The sequence below is a fragment of the uncultured Thalassolituus sp. genome (assembly GCF_950066645.1).
Classification (GTDB): Bacteria; Pseudomonadota; Gammaproteobacteria; order Pseudomonadales; family Oceanobacteraceae; genus Thalassolituus.
Window position 1 is genome coordinate 13,258 of record NZ_CATMFB010000019.1, and the last position, 18,559, is coordinate 31,816.

The window sequence follows — 18,559 nt, forward strand, 5'->3', positions numbered from 1 at the left end:
AACAAGTAACGCCTGCAGAAAGACTGTCAGAGGCCCGGCCTGTGGCGACTGATCTGATCGGCGGCGGCATGATAGCCACCGCGGTACTGCAATACAAACAGAAAGAACACAGGATCTGGTAAAGCTATGATTACATCCGGCATGAGCCGTCCGCGCTCACTTATCCTGGGATTGTGCGCTCTGATTTCCTTCGGAGCGTCCGCCAGCATCCCTGAGATTGAACCCGGCACCCCCTTTACCCCGCTCGAACCGACCAGGGAAGAATCGATTACAACCCAGCAGATCATGAGCAACCTGCTGCGCGGTCACTACGAGCGCAAACGTCTCGACGATCGCTTGTCGGAGCAGGTACTGGATACGCTTCTGGACGACATAGACAGCACCCGGAGTTACCTCCTTGCCAGTGATGTGAAAGGCTTCGAACGTTACCGTACCTCACTGGATGAAGCACTGAGCCGCGGCAACATGGAGCCCGCGTTTGTCATCTACAACCGCTTTCAACAGCGCGTCAGTGAGCGCCTGTCGTTCCTGCTCTCTGAACTGAAGAGCAACGCCAAAGACTACCGCTACGATGATACCGAAACGCTTGAACTCGACCGCGAAGAGGCGCCCTGGGCGACCACCTCTGCCGAACTCGACGATCTCTGGCGTAAGCGTCTGAAAAACTCCATTCTGAACCTGCGTCTTGCGGGTAAAGACGACAAGGCAATCATCGAACTTCTGACCAAACGCTACCAGAATCAGCTCAACCGGGTACATCAGAGCAAACCCGTCGACGCCTATCAGACCTTTATGAATGCGGTCACACAGACATTTGACCCGCATACTCAGTATTTTTCGCCGCGCAATTCAGAGAATTTCAATATCAATATGAGCCTGTCCCTTCAGGGGATTGGCGCAGTGCTGCAGACCGAAGACGAGCATACAAAAGTTGTTCGCCTGGTACCCGGCGGCCCTGCAGCGAAAGCCGCTAATCTTGAGCCTGAGGACAAAATCATTGGCGTTGCTCAGGGCAAAGAAGAGATGGTCGACGTCATCGGCTGGCGTCTCGACGAAGTTGTTGATCTGATTCGAGGGCCAAAAAGCTCGACGGTCCGCCTCGAGATCATCCCTTCTTCTGGCGCAACCAGCGACAGTAAGATCATCTCTATCGTGCGTGATGAAGTGAAACTCGAGGAACAGTCAGCCCAGAAAGAAGTGATTGAGCTGAAAGATGGCGACAGCACACGACGCCTGGGCGTCATCGACATCCCTACGTTTTACATCGATTTTCAGGGACGCATGGAAAATCTTCCGGATTACCGCAGCACAACGCGGGACGTCCGCCGCCTGATCGAAGAACTGAAAGAAGACAACATCGACGGCCTGATCATTGACCTGCGCAGCAATGGTGGCGGCTCGCTCGAAGAGGCTATTTCACTTACCGGACTGTTTATACCTACCGGACCAGTGGTGCAGGTGCGCGGTGCCCGCGGTAATGTCGAGGTACTGCAGGATCAGGATCCGGAAGTCCTCTATGACGGCCCTCTCACGGTTCTGGTAAACCGTCTCAGTGCGTCGGCTTCTGAGATCTTCGCAGGTGCGATTCAGGACTACGGCCGCGGCCTGATACTTGGTGGTCAGACCTTTGGGAAGGGCACAGTGCAATCGCTACGGCCTCTGACGGAAGGACAGCTGAAAATCACTCAGGCCAAGTTCTATCGCGTCTCCGGCGAAAGTACACAACATCAGGGCGTCATCCCGGATATTCTCTTCCCGTCGCTGTTCGACAAAGACAAAATCGGTGAAAGTGCCCTCTCACAGGCGCTGCCATGGGACACTATCCGTCCGGCCAAAGAGCTCAGAATGAACCCGGTTACTGGCCTGCTGCCGAATCTGCGTGAACGCCACGAGAACCGGATCCAGGACAATCCAGACTTTATCTTTATGCGCGAGCAGAAAGACCTGGTATCAGAGATGCGTGATAAGACTGAAGTTTCACTGAATGAAGCTGTTCGCCGCAAAGAGCGGGAAGCTAACGACGAGAAACGCCTGGGCCTGGAGAATAAACGCCGTAAAGCCAAGGGCCTGCCGCTGCTGGATACCCTCGAACAGACTGCCGAAGAGGTCGATAAAAAAGACGATGAAGCGACTGCCGAAGCCGCAAAGCAGGACAAGGAAGAGGCTGACGCTATGCTTGAAGAGGCGGGCTTTATCCTTCTGGATTATATGAAGCTTGCATCGCCAGGACTGACCGCTCAGAGAAACTGATCTCTGAGCCTTCTGCTTACCATCCCATTTCAGCTTTCACGAAGGGGATGGTGAGCTTCCTCTGGGCCCGCAACGAGGCCTGATCTAACTGCTCCAGTACTTCAAACAAGCCTGCCATATCTCTTGGCCCACGGGTCAGTACAAAACGTGAGACATCATCCGTAAGGTTCAGGCCGCGATGCCGCGCACGCAGGAGTAGTGCCTGCACTTTCTCTTCGTCTTCTAGGGGCTCGAGCTGATAAACCATGCCCCAACTGAGGCGGGAAGCAAGATCCGGCAGTGTGACCTCCAGATGCACCGGCGATTGATCTGCAGCCATAAGAAGGTGACTCTGGTTGTCCCGGATGCGGTTGTAGAGGTGAAACAGGGCCTCCTCCCAATCCTTGTTACCTGCCACTGCCTGTAAATTATCGAGCGCGACCAAAGGTAACTGATCCATCCCTTCCAGAACCGCCGGACTGTATGAGATCAGCTCATCAAGGGGGAGATAGATACTCTGATGCCCTAAACCATCGGCATAATGGCACGCCGCCTGGAGCAGATGACTGGTTCCTGTACCTTCTGCTCCCCAGAGATAAATAATAGGCTCTCCGCGGGTCGTCCACTGAGCCTGCAGAGCTTCAACAATCTGCTGGTTTGGTCCGGCAAAGTAATTAGCGAAGCGGGCATCGTCACGGATTACGACGGGCAGTGTAAGCTGCGCCGAGGGATTGAGATCATGGGAGCCAGACATAGCTGTCGGCCTCCTCTGTTTCCTGAAGTTTACGATCCAGCGCCAGGACATCCCATGCCTGCGCCCAGCTGTTCAGGGTATCTATGCTCAGGGTAATTTCACTCCCCTGCAATGACAGCACTCTGACTCCTCGTATTGCGACATGCTCGCTCAGGTAATCCAACAATCTGCGGTAGTCGGTGAAGCCATCTACCCCGGCCACCCGGATCACGTGACCGCCGGCCGCGAGCTCCGACGGCAGAGCAACCACAGCATATCGGTCTGACAGAGTCTCAGCGAGGTGGTCGGCCAACATTGAGACAAGCTCCTCGATACTGGTGGCCGAAAACTGCAGTGGGATATATTCCTCACCGTACTGGCTATAACCGGCAAAGCTGAGCCCATCACCGATGGAGAGTATCCGCCCAGCCAGGTATCCATCAGCACTGTAACGGACCGCAGCCCGGCTGATATCTTCCTCAAACAGCCCCCAGAGTCTCACCAGAGGGAGAGCCATTTCGTCATCGAGATCCCAGGCAGGAAACAAGACAGGGACGCCGCGCTCGTTCATTGCCGAGCTGACGGCTGTGCCCCACAGTTCATTAGCCAGCGACACAGGGGTGCGTCCCTGACCGCTGTCTTCAACCAGCCAGAGCGCCGTCAGCGGGCGTGAGGCACCCCAGACGGGAGCGCCAGACTGCCCTAATAACTTCTGGAGAGGTGCGGGCATAAAGCTGACCTCAAGCCTAAGCTCACCGCTGTCCTGCTGACGCTCGTAACGCAGGCTGCTGATGTAACTTTCTGCGCGCTTCTCGTGATCGGCCAACGGCGCATTGTCCAGAGTTTCGCGAGTTCCGGAGACTTTCACTAACACCTTGTGGAATGCCGCGGTGACTGCGTCAGCACGACTCTGCGATGTCTGGTCCTGAACCGGGACAGAAACGCGATACAGGTCGCTCACAGTGACGGCCTGGACCGCCACACCCCAGATCATAGCCAGGATAAAAAACGTAACTCGCACTCAGAGAATCCTTAACGCACATGCGGGCGCGTATTGTGCCACGCACGCCTGAAAGTGTTAACAGCTGAAAAACCGCGAACCATTACGATTGAAAGGTTTTCGAAACCGTCACATTTGTATGATGCAGGAAGGCGAACAAATCGTTAGAATACGCGCCTTTCATTGGCCAACCCTGTGACAAGCGGCATGAGCGAACAAAAATCCCTGAGCTATAAAGACGCGGGCGTTGATATCGACGCTGGTAATGCACTCGTAGAACGAATCAAAGGCGTAGCTAAACGCACGCGCAGGCCTGAAGTGATGGCAGGCCTGGGTGGTTTTGGTGCTCTGTTCGAACTGCCACAGGGATACCGTCAGCCAGTTCTGGTTTCCGGTACCGACGGTGTTGGCACGAAACTGCGCCTGGCAATGGACCTGAACAAGCATGACACCATTGGTATCGATCTGGTGGCCATGTGTGTTAACGACCTGGTTGTCGCGGGTGCCGAACCTCTCTTCTTCCTTGATTACTACGCTACTGGCAAGCTCAACGTAGATGTTGCCGCGGCAGTTGTCGACGGTATTGGAGTTGGCTGTGAGCAGGCTGGAGCCTCTCTGGTGGGTGGTGAAACTGCTGAAATGCCAGGAATGTACGAAGGCGAAGACTACGATCTCGCCGGATTCTGCGTTGGCATTGCAGAGAAAGAAGATCTGATTGACGGTTCTAAGGTCAAAGCCGGCGATAAGCTGATCGCGCTGGCATCGTCAGGCCCGCACTCTAACGGCTACTCCCTGATCCGTAAGATCATCGAGGTATCCGGCGCTGATCTGACGGCCGATCTCGACGGACAGCCGGTTGCTGATGCCCTGATGGCCCCAACGCGCATTTACGTCAAACCTGTGCTGAAGCTGATCAATGCATCTGAAGTACATGCTCTGTCACACATCACGGGTGGTGGCTTCCAGGAAAACATCCCACGTGTTCTCCCGGAAGACTGTAAAGCCGTCATCGATACTAACAGCTGGCAATGGCCAGAAGTATTTGGCTGGCTTCAGCAGCAGGGCAACGTCGCTACACACGAAATGTTCCGCACCTTCAACTGCGGTGTGGGCATGATTATCGCGCTGCCGGAAGATAAAACAGATGCTGCCGTTGCACTCCTGAATGCGGAAGGTGAGCAGTCCTGGATTATCGGTGAAGTACAACCGCGCAACGGCGACGAAGCTCAGGTTGAGTTCACGGGAAGCCGTGCATGATTGACCAGCAGGCGTCACTTCCGTCTGAACCGCCAGAAAAAACCCGGATTGTCATTCTGATCTCTGGCAGTGGCTCGAATATGACCGCCATTGCCGATGAGATCAGCCGGGGCTCCATGGATGCTGAAGTTTCTGCCGTGATCTGTAATGTTCCTGAAGCTGCTGGAATCCAGAAAGCCCGTGACCGCGATCTGGAAACCCAGGTGATCGATCATCGCAACTTCACCTCGCGTGAAGAGTTTGATCTCAACCTGATGCGCGCCATTGATGATTACTCGCCTGACCTGATCGTGCTGGCAGGCTTTATGCGTATCCTGACGCCTGATTTTGTCCGCCGCTACGAAGGCCGTATGCTGAACATTCACCCTTCTCTCCTGCCAGCCTATCAGGGATTGCACACGCATCAGCGAGCACTTGATGCAGGAGATCAGAAGCACGGTGTTACTGTTCATTTCGTCACCGAAATTCTCGATGATGGCCCTAATGTAATACAGGCCGTTGTCCCGGTGCTGGATGGTGATGACGCGACCAGTCTGCAGAAGCGCGTACAGTTGCAGGAACACATCATATATCCAATCGCTGTAAAATGGTTTGTTGAAGGTCGACTGACCATGGTCGGCAACACAGCACTGATGGATGGTCAGCCTCTGCCGGTGACCGGCGTGCAACTTGAAAGCTGAAAAGTTGTCTGACGGGTCAGACTGCCGGAGATACGGATGCCGAAGCTTTTACTGACACTGTTATTACTGACACTTCCCTTCTCGCTCCGGGCAGAGCCAGTGCCCGGACTGACGCCATACAGTATCGAATACCACAGCGAGTACAGGCTCGGCTGGTTCAGTTTCGATATTGATGCCACCCGACGCCTGAGCCAGGTTGATACCGATCGCTGGGCACTGAATTTCAATGCTGAAGCGAGCGTTGCCTCACTGCAGGAATACTCCGAATTCACCTATAGGGACGGTACTATTATTCCTTCTGAATACCGCTACCGGGCATCCGGTATGGTGGCTGATGACGACCGCACTCTGCTCTTCGTTGAGGGGCCAGGAATCGTTAAAGACCTTGAGTCCGGCAACACCATTCAGGGGGAGTGGGAAAAAGGTATTCAGGACAACCTGACCTATATGCTTCAGGGCAGTCTCTATCTGTCACGGGGCGAAACGGATTTTGTTATTCCTGTATTCGAAACCCGGCGTACAAAAGATAAACGGTTCCGCATAATAAAACGCGAAAAAATCCGTGTCCCAGCCGGAGAGTTCGACACCATCAAAATTGAACAGGTCCGCAAGAATAAAGACCGTGAACTGCACGCCTGGTTTGCGGTACAGCCTGGCTACCCTCTGATCCGGCTCAGTGATAAAAAAGACGGCGATCTGAAGTACCGGATTGAAGCTACCAGCCTGTCATACTGACGGATGCTCCGGTACACTTTGACGCGACAAACACCGCCAACAGGCGCGCAGACGAGGTAACAACATGCGACTCAGCGATGGGGATATTGAACAGAAAATAGCGGACGGCAAAATTATCATAGAGCCCGCCCCCGCAGATGACGCCATCGCAGGTATCAGCGTCGACCTCCGCCTTGATCACAGATTTCGTGTATTCAGCAATAATTCAGTCACCCACCTGGACCTGTCCGGGGATCGCGAGCAGCTCGAGCGTGATATTGACCGTATCATGAGTAAAGAGATCGAGATCGAAGAAGGTAAGGCTCTCTATATTCACCCAGGTGAACTGATCCTTGGCGCAACGATGGAGTCTGTGACGATTCCGGATGATCTCGTTGGCTGGCTCGACGGACGTAGCTCCCTTGCTCGCCTCGGCCTTATGGTTCACGTTACGGCCGGAAGAATCGATCCCGGCTGGCAGGGACAGATCGTGCTCGAGTTCTTTAATAACGGCAAACTTCCGTTGGCCCTGCGCCCGGGCATGGTGATCTGTGCTATGTCATTTGAAACGTTGAGCAACCCGGCAAAACGCCCTTACAACAAACGGGAAAATGCAAAGTACCGAGACCAGAAGGGTGCGGTTTTTTCACGGATTTCGAAGGACTGACTACTCCTTCGAAAGAAAAAAACCTTATAAAAATCAAAGATTTTCAGCAGAAATCGTTGACCTGAAAATTTCTGATGGCATAATAGCAACCACTTGCTTAGATGTTCCCCGATAGCTCAGTCGGTAGAGCAGCGGACTGTTAATCCGTTGGTCGCTGGTTCAAGTCCAGCTCGGGGAGCCACTTCTTTTATGCTTCATCTCATTTCTCAGGACGAGTTCTGAACAGCCCCGAGCGGTATCATTTCATAGTGGTTTAATCTGGAGGAATCCGGGATGATAAAAGTTCTTCTTGATGCATCACGTCCGGTGAAGCGCCTCTTGTCAGTCGGTTACGACGTAATCGCAATCCCTGTAGCCATCTATCTCGCAATGGCATTACGATATGGAACGTGGTCTCCACCGATCGAATCAAGTCTCTACCCTGTCTTAGGAATAACAACACTCGTTACTATCGCTATTTTTATTAAAATAGGACTTTACCGTGCGGTAGTGCGCTTTATGACCAGTAAGGCGTTTTCTACACTTGGGGCTGGCATAGCAGTATCAGCTGCCACTCTGGGAACCACCTCATTTCTTTTTACCGCCGCCATTCCGCGATCAAGCATTATCATCTATTTATTTACAGCCTTCGCACTTCTGGGAATTCCAAGATTATTCATTCGTAGCATAGTGTCGCAGTTGGGCAAAGTAGCCGCAGAACCAGTCATTATTTATGGCGCAGGCCGCCAGGGAATCGCCCTTGCACAGGCTCTGCACAACAGTAACATCTTCAGACCGTCCGCGTTTATTGATGACTCACCATCAAAACAGAACACTACAATCCATGGGCTGAAGGTTTTACCAGCCGGGGCAATCTCAGAAATTTGTGAAAACACTGGTGCACGTAAAGTACTCCTGGCGCTTGGCAGAACTGACTCCTCCCAAAGAAAGCACTTGATCGAACAACTGGCCGAAAAGCAATTAGAAGTTCTGACAGCCCCTTCTATGACTGACATCATTAGCGGCAAGGCAAGAGTTGAAGAAGTCAGAGAAGTAGAAATTGAAGATCTGTTAGGTCGGGAGTCTGTAGCCCCTGATAAAGACCTTTTAGAGGATAACATTAAAGGAAAAGTCGTCGCCATTACTGGTGCTGGAGGATCAATTGGCTCGGAACTATGCCGACAGGTCATCGCTTCGCGACCATCTAAGTTAATTCTCATTGAGCTAAATGAATACAGCCTGTATGCGATTGAACAAGAGCTGAATCAGCTGAATGAATACCAGAAAACAGATATTCCGATCGTATCAATACTAGGCTCAGTTCAGAAACAGCATCGACTCCAGACCATTTTCAGTACCTTTTCAGTACAAACAGTCTACCACGCCGCAGCGTATAAGCATGTTCCAATGGTTGAACATAATGTCGTCGAAGGCGTAAGGAATAATGTATTTGGAACCTGGTACTGCGCAGAAGCCGCTATTAGTGCCGGGGTCGAACGATTTGTTTTGATTTCTACCGACAAAGCTGTACGCCCTACCAATGTTATGGGTGCATCCAAGCGGCTTGCGGAGCTCGTATTGCAGGCCCTGGCTAGCCGGCAAGACGATACATTGTTCTGCATGGTACGTTTCGGAAATGTCTTGGGCTCATCTGGTTCAGTGGTCCCTTTATTCCGCCGGCAAATCAAAGAGGGGGGCCCAATTACGGTGACTCACCCCGACATCATCAGATACTTTATGACGATCCCTGAGGCGTCGCAGCTAGTTATACAGGCCGGTGCGATGGGTAAAGGTGGTGATGTATTCGTGCTGGACATGGGAGAGCCCGTAAAAATCACTTCTCTCGCGAAGAAAATGATCAAGCTTTCCGGCCTCACAGAACGTTCAATCCAGAACCCTTCAGGAGATATTGAAATCCTCTACACCGGTCTCCGCCCTGGTGAGAAGCTCTATGAAGAACTTCTGATTGGAGATAATGTAGAAGGAACAGACCATCCCCGGATCATGACTGCCAACGAAATAATGTTGAGCTGGCCAGAAACTCATAACCTGCTCAATCACCTCGACAAAGCATGTCATGATTTTAAAGTAGAAGATGTGGTTAAATTACTGTTGGATTCACCTGCAGGATACAATAAACAAGGCGACTGCCCTGACTGGGTGTTAAACGCTCAGTAGCTATTTATTCACGACTCGATCACCTGATCCAGCACCTGAAACTGTACGAAAGATAAATACAAAGTAATTTTTAAGAGACATTTCAGCTATCATCTTTGCATCAGTTCTTGCCAGTAAATCTGGTGTGGACATATCAATGTCGCTTACCTGTGCCAGGCCTGTAATCCCGGGTCTTACTTTATAAACACCCAATTCATTTCTGACTTTTATCAGCTCTTCCTGATTGAAAAGATTAGGTCTTGGACCAACCAAGCTCATATCCCCTCTAAGAACATTCCATAGCTGTGGTAATTCATCAAGCTTTGTCTTACGCAGAAAACCACCTACACGTGTAATTGAAGCGGTTGAAGCTAAATGACTAGCAACAGAGGCCGTATCTAATGTCATAGTTCTGAACTTAACCAACACAAAAGGCCTGAGATTACGACCTACTCTCTCCTGGCGAAACAGTGGCGCGCCAGTATCGAACATTCCAACTAAATAAATCACAACCAATACCGGAAATCCGACGACCAGACCTATGACTGAAAAAACTATATCTAAACAACGCAACATCTTATGTCTCCTCGTGTAAATAATGCGCAACGGTATTCTGCAGCCCTCTATCAAGGGAGTATGGCGGCGTCCAGTCAAGAAGCTGGCTTGCTTTAGTGCTATCGACAGATAAATCCGAAACCAGACGACTAACAACTTCAGTCTTACCAGTAAGCCTACCTGCAAAAGTGAATAAACTAGTCGGCACAGGAAGCAAGAAAGACCTTCTGCCTTGTAACTTCCGGATTCGAGATATCAGAGCGGCAATAGATACATCCTCCCGATCTGAAACAAGGAAGGTTTCATTTGCTGCCGCGGGGTGACTAATACAATACAAAATAAAATCTACAAGATTGTCGACGTATATAAGGCTTCTTCGATTGTGAATCGAACCAAAGGGAAGCGGAAATCCAGTATTGCAAAGGCTAATAAGACTCCTGAAATTTGCCTTGACACCGGGACCGTAGACGAGAGGTGGACGGATAATCACGACTTCCATCCCGGTTTCCTTGGCAATCTCTTTTAAAGCTTCTTCGGCTTCAAACTTTGACTGACCATAGGCGTCCTCTGGATTGGCGCGCATCGCTTCCACAAAAGGACGGCCTTGCTCTGTGCGTTCGCCAGACACCTTTACAGAGCTGATAAAGATGAATCGCCTCACCCCTGCTGAGGCGGCTTGCCTAGCAAGATTAACGGTACCAAACACATTAACTTCACGAAAATCACGCAATGGATCTTCGGAGTATTCATTCATCACATGAACTCTTGCTGCGAGGTGTACTACTGAATCAACACCATCGAACAACCTACCGTAAGATGTCTGAGGACCAATACTTTCTACCGTAAACTCATCCAACATTTTCTCATGTGACGATGATCTACTCCGCAAAATCGACGTAACATTAAATTTCCCGGAATTGCATAGCGTGGAGAGCAACCTGGCTCCTACAAAACCACTAGCTCCAGTTACAACCACTCTTAAGCTATCAGACATCAATACACACCAAAGATAAAAAGGAGGAGTAGGATAAATGCATCCCGTGATCTCCTTCTCATACGGTAAAAGTTAAGAAGACGAAAGAAGTAGCTATCAATCCTACTACTAAGCTCAGGGGAAACGAGTTCCACTATCTGAGATACCTGCTTGCGATACCAGTGTGCCCTGACCATATTTAATCGCTTAACGATAGCTTGCAATCCAGTGTTCGTACCTACCTGATTATCAGAATGCTGCCTGTACAACATGGATGGGCAAGGATCAATATACCAACGATACCCACGTGATCGGCAAAATGCATAAGCCAACCAGTCATGAAGAGAAACACTACTCAGCCTATCTGAAACTTCAATAATAAACGTCTTTAAAGCAATAGCAGAGGACCTGCTAAATACATATGTACATCCCGGTCCAGCGGCTTCGAAGAAATGGTCGAACTTCTTCTGCTGCTGAGCCTTATCAACTAACAAACGCCTTCCATCTGGCCAGAATGCTGTAACATTTGATGAGTACACATCACAGGAGAACTCCTTTAGGCAGGACAGTGAGCGCTCTAACTTATCGGGAAACCAACAATCGTCCTGATCTGATAATGAAACAGCATCATAGTTATTGAAGTTAACGTCCCTAAACAATCTGAAAAAATTTGGGCCCGCCCCACCGAACCTCTCTCCATAACTGAGTGGCACAACTCTCGCGTCGCGGGATGACCACTCGAGTACCCTGGCATAAGACTCATCATCTGAAAGGTCTACACTCACGTATACAGTGACACTAACTCCAGACTGACCAAGTATGCTGGAGATCTGTTCATCCATATACTTGGTACCATTGTATACAGCCATCAGGACCGCAACACGACAATGATCTGTCACCTAATGCCCATCCTCTTTCATACTCTGAATCAACTTTCCGTAAATCACAATAATGGCAATCATCCCCGTGCTGCTAACAAGGAGTGGATTAGTTCCTGCTACCAGTAAGTAAGCAATCCAGGCTACAGTGTACTCTCTGCCCAGGAGTCTGAACTTAAACAGTGGATAAGCAAGTAATGCCAGGAGCGGAAGAGACAGAAAGCCATAAATGCGATAAATCTCGAAATAAGATAACTCCGACGAATATATAAGCTTATCGTATCCAGGCGTATAAAATCCTGTTCCAGCTCCAGAACCAAATATCAGTGAAGCGCCGGCTTGAGAGAAGTGGTCAGCATAGCCAAGAACGTGTCCAATTTTTATCTGGTTAGAGACCTCTTCGGATGAGAAAAAGTACTGATAGCTGAGGATAAATAATGCTAAAGCAAAAAGTGCGACTATAATAACATATACATAAGAAATCACTTTAGTGCGATCGCTGAGATAGAAATACACATAGGTTGCAAACAACCACATTCCCATCAGCGCATTAGCTCGAGTAGCAGAAATTATTAATACAACGGATATAAAAGCGCAAATCAGAAGTGCACTGAAACTCCTTTTGGTGGCGAAAAATGCCATAAGAAAAACAAGCAATACAGATGTTTTGTAATACACCATATAAACAACCAGACCATTGAAATCACGCCCCCCAATCTTAGCGGCACTAATCCCCTGATCTAGAAATACCCCAAGTTTAAAACCCAATGAGACGTTCAAACTCGATAGTATAAAAGTAACAAAAATAGTAACCACAAGAAGGGTCAGCGGAAGAACAGAAAGACTATGGGTCTTTATTCCAAATGCCGATACAGGTAGCAATAACAACAGAGGGACAAAAGCAATTAGATACTGCAGTCGTATGGCATGATCTATTTCCTGGGAACCACTCAATAAAACGACCACATAAGACAACAGAGGAACAACAAAAGCGACACTAATTACAAGTATAACCAAGTCTCTTCGCAGTGGTACCCTATTACCAACGAGAGCGAGCAAAAGAAAAACACCAACAGAAACAACAAAGAAGAAAATCTTAAGTTTAAATATATTCCCAACAGGGTCCAGAATAGAAAATGCAAGAAACAGAAATATACTAAGTTTCAGAAATCCAACAACAGTGTATCTCAAGCGCCCATAAGGATAATCTGAATCATTCATAAAATAGACCTGACTTTCCAAACGATGAAGTCCAGAAAATCTCTATATATCCCTAATTTCCTGGACATTCTATATACGACCAGCTGACTCTCTAACAGATTCTTAATATCGAAAATCTTGCCAGAAATAACTCTCAGAGAAAATTTCTGCGCGCCGACCTCATTACAACCATGTTGACGATACAACAAAAGTGGCTTTTCGATTGGAATCAGTTTACCACTCCTCTTGCTCACAAGAAGGGCCATCCACCAGTCATGCATCAAAATATCAGATGTATCTGAAGCTCTGTACAACGATGCTGCTGCCCTATTAAAGGCCATTGCACAGCCTGTTATAGAATTTCGGCAAGCAAGCTTCTTTATATCCATAGTCAGGTGAGGACCTGTATTCTGAAACTCCCACATCGACTCAGAAATAATATTGAGGTTCTCATCAACGACCCTAAGATCGCTATACACTACACAAGGTATTTCGCTGCTTTGTTGACCCAGTAACTGCATATGCTCCTGAAGCTTATTCTCATCCCAAACATCATCCTGATCACAAAAAAATGCGTAGTCAAAATCCACACTGCGAATAAGGTGAGAGAAGTTATCTTTAGCTCCGCCACAGCAAATATCATCTTTTAAAATCAAAAAATTATCTGGAAAGCGGTTTTCATACTCCTGCAGTACAGCAAGGGTACCATCGCGGGAACCATCATCATGAGCTACGACTACGAATTCTGTATAACTTTGAGAAACCAGGGAGTCAAGAAGTTCTGGCAGATGCTTCTCGCCATTGTAAGTGGCCAACAACACAGCCACTGGAAAACTTGGTGTAATTAACGTCGACATACTATTAGCGCTTCAAATATCGGGCAGTCTTAATAACCTTCACCCATAACCTTTTCAGAATATTCGAAGAAACATCAGAATAGCCACATATCAACTCATTGTATGGTGGAGAGAAATCTCTGTCCTTTGCCAGAATGTCAGAACTGAGACCCTTTGAGCTTTCAATTCCCAATGTAACCTGATCCTCAAGAGAAGGTCTCACCCACCCGTTTGATATATGAGAGCGTATGTAATCAATAGATATAGATCCGTCATTAACTGCAGAAATTAGCTCTCTGACCCATACCTCCTCAAATGGGTTTTTAGTTGACACCCATGGCTGAGTTTTCATATCAGTATAGTGAATTAGCTTGGTCTCGCCTTCTTTAAAATACTCCAGAGAGTTCCACGTACAAGAGATCCCGGCAGAGGGTTTCTCTGAAACGACCATGCCATCCATCAGATCGCTATAACTGAAGTTGTTATTGTCCAGGCAATCAATAATCTTATTAATATCCCAAGCATTACGCTCACAATCTATGAGCATCACACTAAAATGAGGCTTCCTGCCTTCCCCCTTACGCGACTTCGCAGCGAGAAGCGTATCCCCGCCCATCGGCAGTGACCAGAGCTCCTTAATATCAGTAAACACCTGCATATCCGAGTCCAGATAGATTGCACGGCCTTGGTAATTACATATAGAGGGAATCAGGAAGCGCTGAAAACTGAAGGGGGTCCGCTGCCGGTTCTCGACGTCCTTGGGTTCCTTGTATTCAATGCCCAGCTCATGGATCGCGACTACTTCCACAGGTACACTTGAATGCTTTCGGATAGAGTATTCAAGCACCTTAGTTGCAAGCATCTGAGCTTCAGTGGTTGCGACATAAACTTTTACTGGGTACTCATCTTCGATATGGTTGTAATTCAAGTTTCGCTCCATTATAAAACGTCTTATGTTATCAAACTGAATATCAAAAGATGATCTTCCATTCGAAAGCAGGGTACTTTGATTCAGATCACTGAATCCATCTGCATAGGTCTTCCCCCCATCGACACCAGCCATCGTGAAGTTCCTGGCTCCATTAGATGACAGCAGAGACACGATCACATCACCGCTGAAATACCCACCGGGTACAACTGGCAATGAATTGCCCGACTTCTTCTTAGTTCCTAAATTATACCAAAGCAACCTATTCTGATCGTTTAGTGCTCGTAGCACGGGATAGTCCTCGATAAAATCTAATAATGATTTCTTCGATGGAGCACTATTCACATGCGGATATAGCGGCATTATCAGATACTTTGCATTATCCAGAATAATCTGATCCAGAGAGTCCACGACATCCAGGTCAATAATATGTGAAAAATCGACAGAATAATCCCGTAATGCGTGATTTAAGGAAACAGTATAATCAAATCTACTGGTATCTTTGAGGCGAGCTACCGACGGACCTTTACCTATTACTAAAAATCTTGAATTTTCCAGATCAAGCTCTGAAAAAAACTCACCGATATGCTGCATCATGCGTCCCCGCGTACTTGATAAAACAGATCTAGCCAACTATTCAGTGTGTTAATATTTCGCTTCTCCGGCCGAAACTCAGGGAGTTTACCTTTAGCCCTATGATACAGAGACTGAAAATCACTGGAAAGATCCCCAATAACTACAGATTGGTCTAATCCCACATAGCTCGGTAACTCATCCGCCACTACGGGCAAACCGTAGGTTATACTAGTAATCGCTCGATTCGCTGATTTCGCCATAGTAAAGGGTGTGAGCGTAATAGGTATCAAACTAATATCCTGCTCCTCAATCGCACTGTATGCAGTCGAATTGCTCCATTCAAGATACAACACAGGAAAATCACACTTACTCCGAATAATATTATATTGCTCTTCACTATTGCTTATTATTGTAAGTACAATCTTATTTTCTCTGTGTTCAATATTCATTGCGGATATGACCCTCATCAAATCCGACATTCCGCCATGAACACCCGGGCTTCCGTGACTCCCAAACCATACTACTCTTGAATATTTCTCACTATAGCTAATCAGCTGACGAAGGTACTTTTTGTACCTCAATCTGGCCCGAAGGCGTGTAAATAATCGCTCTTTAGGCATACCATCCGTGTTAACTTCAACATAGTCATCGACAACATCGATAGGGATTTCTTCAAAGATATTTTGTTTAATGTAATCCTTCATATAGCTACTAGCGGTAGTAATATGATCTACCTCTCCACACATTCTACGCAATCTATCAGCTCGATTTTTCAGAGCCTCACTCTCAAAATCCATATAAAAGTGATTATCGCACAGGTCAAGGACTACATAGGTACCAGATGCTTTTAAATCCCTTACCTTTGAAAGCGTTGTTTCATCATAACGCTTAAGAAGAACCAGCACATCCGGTTGCTCGCCGTCCTTGTAGAATCCAATATTAAGACCTAAGCTTCTTAGCTCACTGACAATATGGAAACACCTAACTCTAAAACTCGCAACCTCAATATCATTTGTGTGAGCCCAAAACCTAACCAGCATGCTGCATCCTGACCCTTAATACGAAAGAAAATTGAAGAATAGTCGCCAACAAAACGATCGCTATTCTGACAAATATCAACTCAATCACTTCAACTTCAATGTATGCTTCGAAAAAGTAGAGATAGCACATCAAGAGACAGCTGCAAACTATAGAAATATACATCTGAATAGCAAACCGCCCCGATCTAGCAAGATACAAAGGAGCTATTGCTGAAGCAAATGATAGCGCCCAAACGATGTAGAAATACCGAAACAACTCAAGGTAGTCAGCTCCTAGTATCAAAGTCACAAATACTTCGGAGAAGACTAACATAAGAGAATAGAGGACAAATAATCCGTATAATAATCTTCTGTAATTTACCCCTGAGAAGAAGAAATGCATAACAGGCTGTGTAGCAATCATGACCATACTGTGAACCTGCTTAACAAACAGGTAGATAGAGAACATTGCAATATCGCTAACAAAGAACATTATAATAAACGTATCGAACTGCTTATTAAACACGCCACAAAAGTTCTGAATAATGTAGACGAATGACGACTCTTTAGCACCCACCTTCACCTCACCCCGCAATGGAAGCTTCGAAACTGACCCCAGTACGTAGAAGGCTTTAACAATGGCCTCAAAAGTGCATGCCCCAGCGCCGAGGTAGAGAAAAAGAAACCCATCGGCACTATAAATGCCAACTATCATTGCTCCATAGTATAACAACCTTGATATAGTCTGAACTTTTGAGTAATACTCCAAGTCACTGTCTTTTACGGTCATTATCTCGAAGATAGGATCGGTCAATTTTATTAGCGATACCACAGAGTGAAATATTAAGAATATCAGCAACTCAGAGTATGTCTCAGAAACACCATAAGCAATCGCAAAAGCGACAACCAGCCCTACCCCCCTTAGCAAAGACTCACTTACAACAGTCCGATAAAGTAGATCTTTGGATAGTTGGCTGTTAACAGAAGCATATAGAAATGCCTTCGAAGAAAAGAAAGCAGTAAACGCATTTATATAAAAAGACGAAAGGGCATATAAAGCATAGAATTCCTGGCCCCGGTCTTTTATTAACAATAACGAAAGTAGCAAGCCGAGTGGAACAGGCACCCAGTAATGTATTTTTGTAAGAACACCCTTAGGAAGAAAGGAATTTCTTAGCATGCTCTACACCATTATGTGCTTCAACTATAAAGCTTTCCGCCACCTTACCTGGCAGAGGCAGTCGATCAGGATTTTCCGAGATATATGGCACATTGTAGAACCCTGCCAGGTTCTTCAGCTTGTTCCCGTGTGCTGAAACCCAAACGATTTCCGCACCATAGACTGAGGCTACGATCCCACCATGAAAGGAATTGCCCACATACAACTTGCAACTTGAGAGCCGCTTAGTAATGCCCTCAACAGAATCCGCCTCGTAAAATTCTCCCCCCACACGCTCAGCTAACCTTTGCGACAATTCGTTGGAATCATGATTGAGGCATCGAGCCATATTCTGAACGACTGGAACTAATTTATGCTCTGCTGTATACCAGTTAACAATTGCTTCGGCTCTATCAAAATAGTTTTCCAGATAACTTTCATTAAAATGAAATATCGCTATATCTTTTTTACCATCTGAGAAGGTATATACATCAGGGGTAATTAATGCAAAGTCAGGAACTATAACTGGATTCAAGCCATGATCCTTTAACTTTGAGAAAGTTGTATCATCTCTCACACCCAGAAACTCAAGTCTATCCAATTCTCTGATAGTGGCCTTATCCGCCATATCAATATTTTGCATTCCCACTGACAGTGAAATTGATCTGTCAGATTTGACGAACAACCCTCTAGGTATAGGTAGTTTTAAGCGCTCAGCAATTCTGTACTTGTAAAAACCATATATACTTTCGCTTTTATACTGAGCTGAAAGTGCTTTGGGAAACAGTTCACCACCGAGATAAATATTCTTGGCAGAACAGACCTTGTCAAAGCCGTATATATCACCCTGTACTTTATCAGGTATCAACCCCGTAAGATTTACATGAGATATACCAGGAAATACCTTATCAGCTAACAAGCTATATAAAATATCCCCATAATTAAATCTCGAAGAAGTTGCTACGGCCGTATTGGCTTGCTTTATTTTACGATTTATCACTTGTATCCACCAAAACTAC

General features: G+C 47.3%; 17 protein-coding genes and 1 tRNA gene. 7 read left to right on the plus strand and 11 right to left on the minus strand.

Going from position 1 to position 18,559, the window contains the following annotated elements; genetic code table 11:
- The first annotated feature begins 126 nt into the window (after positions 1–126).
- Complete coding sequence (locus Q1L85_RS15055) at positions 127–2,250, plus strand: carboxy terminal-processing peptidase (RefSeq protein ID WP_300433533.1); 2,124 nt, start codon at positions 127–129, stop codon at positions 2,248–2,250.
- Positions 2,251–2,266: 16 nt separating this feature from the next.
- Here Q1L85_RS15055 and hda read toward each other — a convergent pair whose 3' ends face one another.
- Positions 2,267–2,983 carry a DnaA inactivator Hda gene (hda, locus tag Q1L85_RS15060; protein ID WP_300433534.1) on the minus strand — a complete coding sequence of 239 codons (717 nt, stop codon included), beginning with the start codon at positions 2,981–2,983 and terminating at the stop codon, positions 2,267–2,269.
- Positions 2,967–3,983, minus strand: coding sequence for a DUF2066 domain-containing protein (locus Q1L85_RS15065; protein WP_300433535.1), 1,017 nt, complete (start codon positions 3,981–3,983; stop codon positions 2,967–2,969). The genes hda and Q1L85_RS15065 overlap by 17 nt, the downstream gene beginning before the upstream one ends.
- Positions 3,984–4,169: 186 nt before the next feature.
- On the opposite strand from Q1L85_RS15065, the gene purM reads away from it, so the two are divergent.
- The 6 genes from purM to Q1L85_RS15095 all read left to right on the plus strand — a co-directional run bounded on the left by purM (position 4,170) and on the right by Q1L85_RS15095 (position 9,437).
- A complete protein-coding gene (gene purM / locus Q1L85_RS15070; RefSeq protein ID WP_300433537.1) occupies positions 4,170–5,219 on the plus strand; it encodes a phosphoribosylformylglycinamidine cyclo-ligase in 1,050 nt (349 codons plus the stop codon).
- Positions 5,216–5,899, plus strand: a complete 684-nt coding sequence (gene purN / locus Q1L85_RS15075) for a phosphoribosylglycinamide formyltransferase (protein ID WP_300433538.1) — start codon at positions 5,216–5,218, stop codon at positions 5,897–5,899. Before purM ends, purN begins: the two co-directional genes overlap by 4 nt.
- Positions 5,900–5,935: 36 nt before the next feature.
- A complete protein-coding gene (locus Q1L85_RS15080) occupies positions 5,936–6,634 on the plus strand; it encodes a DUF3108 domain-containing protein (protein ID WP_300433539.1) in 699 nt (232 codons plus the stop codon).
- Positions 6,635–6,698: 64 nt separating this feature from the next.
- The gene (dcd, locus tag Q1L85_RS15085; protein ID WP_300433540.1) at positions 6,699–7,280 is read left to right on the plus strand and encodes a dCTP deaminase; all 582 of its coding nucleotides are present in this window, start codon (positions 6,699–6,701) and stop codon (positions 7,278–7,280) included.
- A gap of 105 nt (positions 7,281–7,385) precedes the next feature.
- Positions 7,386–7,461, plus strand: a tRNA-Asn gene (locus tag Q1L85_RS15090).
- 92 nt (positions 7,462–7,553) lie between these two features.
- Positions 7,554–9,437 carry a nucleoside-diphosphate sugar epimerase/dehydratase gene (locus tag Q1L85_RS15095; RefSeq protein ID WP_300433541.1) on the plus strand — a complete coding sequence of 628 codons (1,884 nt, stop codon included), beginning with the start codon at positions 7,554–7,556 and terminating at the stop codon, positions 9,435–9,437.
- Here the strand turns inward: Q1L85_RS15095 and Q1L85_RS15100 are convergent, their stop codons facing one another.
- From Q1L85_RS15100 to Q1L85_RS15140, 9 genes are read right to left on the minus strand one after another with little or no spacing between them, the layout of a single operon-like run.
- The gene (locus tag Q1L85_RS15100; protein WP_300433542.1) at positions 9,438–9,992 is read right to left on the minus strand and encodes a sugar transferase; all 555 of its coding nucleotides are present in this window, start codon (positions 9,990–9,992) and stop codon (positions 9,438–9,440) included.
- Between the two features lies 1 nt (position 9,993).
- Positions 9,994–10,965, minus strand: coding sequence for an SDR family oxidoreductase (locus Q1L85_RS15105; protein ID WP_300433543.1), 972 nt, complete (start codon positions 10,963–10,965; stop codon positions 9,994–9,996).
- Positions 10,965–11,813: a glycosyltransferase family 2 protein gene (locus Q1L85_RS15110; protein WP_373915160.1), complete on the minus strand. Its 849-nt coding sequence runs from the start codon at positions 11,811–11,813 to the stop codon at positions 10,965–10,967. The genes Q1L85_RS15105 and Q1L85_RS15110 overlap by 1 nt, the downstream gene beginning before the upstream one ends.
- Positions 11,814–11,843: 30 nt before the next feature.
- Positions 11,844–13,043 (minus strand): hypothetical protein, encoded by a 1,200-nt coding sequence (locus Q1L85_RS15115; RefSeq protein ID WP_300433546.1) that lies wholly within the window; start codon positions 13,041–13,043, stop codon positions 11,844–11,846.
- Complete coding sequence (locus Q1L85_RS15120; protein ID WP_300433547.1) at positions 13,040–13,879, minus strand: glycosyltransferase family 2 protein; 840 nt, start codon at positions 13,877–13,879, stop codon at positions 13,040–13,042. Before Q1L85_RS15120 ends, Q1L85_RS15115 begins: the two co-directional genes overlap by 4 nt.
- Before the next feature lie 4 nt (positions 13,880–13,883).
- Entirely contained in the window at positions 13,884–15,383 is a 1,500-nt protein-coding gene (locus tag Q1L85_RS15125) for a glycosyltransferase (RefSeq protein WP_300433548.1), read from the minus strand.
- Complete coding sequence (locus tag Q1L85_RS15130) at positions 15,380–16,402, minus strand: hypothetical protein (protein WP_300433549.1); 1,023 nt, start codon at positions 16,400–16,402, stop codon at positions 15,380–15,382. The genes Q1L85_RS15125 and Q1L85_RS15130 overlap by 4 nt, the downstream gene beginning before the upstream one ends.
- Positions 16,392–17,561 carry a hypothetical protein gene (locus Q1L85_RS15135; protein ID WP_300433550.1) on the minus strand — a complete coding sequence of 390 codons (1,170 nt, stop codon included), beginning with the start codon at positions 17,559–17,561 and terminating at the stop codon, positions 16,392–16,394. Before Q1L85_RS15135 ends, Q1L85_RS15130 begins: the two co-directional genes overlap by 11 nt.
- On the minus strand, positions 17,536–18,540 hold the full coding sequence (locus Q1L85_RS15140) for a polysaccharide pyruvyl transferase family protein (protein WP_300433551.1): 1,005 nt from the start codon (positions 18,538–18,540) through the stop codon (positions 17,536–17,538). Before Q1L85_RS15140 ends, Q1L85_RS15135 begins: the two co-directional genes overlap by 26 nt.
- Between the last annotated feature and the right edge of the window lie 19 nt (positions 18,541–18,559).

Coding starts and splice junctions, on each gene's coding strand:
- Q1L85_RS15055 (WP_300433533.1), top strand. CDS start 127: ATGATTACATCCGGCATGAGCCGTCCGCGCTCACTTATCCTGGGATTG.
- hda (WP_300433534.1), bottom strand. CDS start 2,983: ATGTCTGGCTCCCATGATCTCAATCCCTCGGCGCAGCTTACACTGCCC.
- purM (WP_300433537.1), top strand. CDS start 4,170: ATGAGCGAACAAAAATCCCTGAGCTATAAAGACGCGGGCGTTGATATC.
- purN (WP_300433538.1), top strand. CDS start 5,216: ATGATTGACCAGCAGGCGTCACTTCCGTCTGAACCGCCAGAAAAAACC.
- Q1L85_RS15080 (WP_300433539.1), top strand. CDS start 5,936: ATGCCGAAGCTTTTACTGACACTGTTATTACTGACACTTCCCTTCTCG.
- dcd (WP_300433540.1), top strand. CDS start 6,699: ATGCGACTCAGCGATGGGGATATTGAACAGAAAATAGCGGACGGCAAA.
- Q1L85_RS15095 (WP_300433541.1), top strand. CDS start 7,554: ATGATAAAAGTTCTTCTTGATGCATCACGTCCGGTGAAGCGCCTCTTG.
- Q1L85_RS15100 (WP_300433542.1), bottom strand. CDS start 9,992: ATGTTGCGTTGTTTAGATATAGTTTTTTCAGTCATAGGTCTGGTCGTC.
- Q1L85_RS15105 (WP_300433543.1), bottom strand. CDS start 10,965: ATGTCTGATAGCTTAAGAGTGGTTGTAACTGGAGCTAGTGGTTTTGTA.
- Q1L85_RS15110 (WP_373915160.1), bottom strand. CDS start 11,813: ATGGCTGTATACAATGGTACCAAGTATATGGATGAACAGATCTCCAGC.
- Q1L85_RS15115 (WP_300433546.1), bottom strand. CDS start 13,043: ATGAATGATTCAGATTATCCTTATGGGCGCTTGAGATACACTGTTGTT.
- Q1L85_RS15120 (WP_300433547.1), bottom strand. CDS start 13,879: ATGTCGACGTTAATTACACCAAGTTTTCCAGTGGCTGTGTTGTTGGCC.
- Q1L85_RS15125 (WP_300433548.1), bottom strand. CDS start 15,383: ATGATGCAGCATATCGGTGAGTTTTTTTCAGAGCTTGATCTGGAAAAT.
- Q1L85_RS15130 (WP_300433549.1), bottom strand. CDS start 16,402: ATGCTGGTTAGGTTTTGGGCTCACACAAATGATATTGAGGTTGCGAGT.
- Q1L85_RS15135 (WP_300433550.1), bottom strand. CDS start 17,561: ATGCTAAGAAATTCCTTTCTTCCTAAGGGTGTTCTTACAAAAATACAT.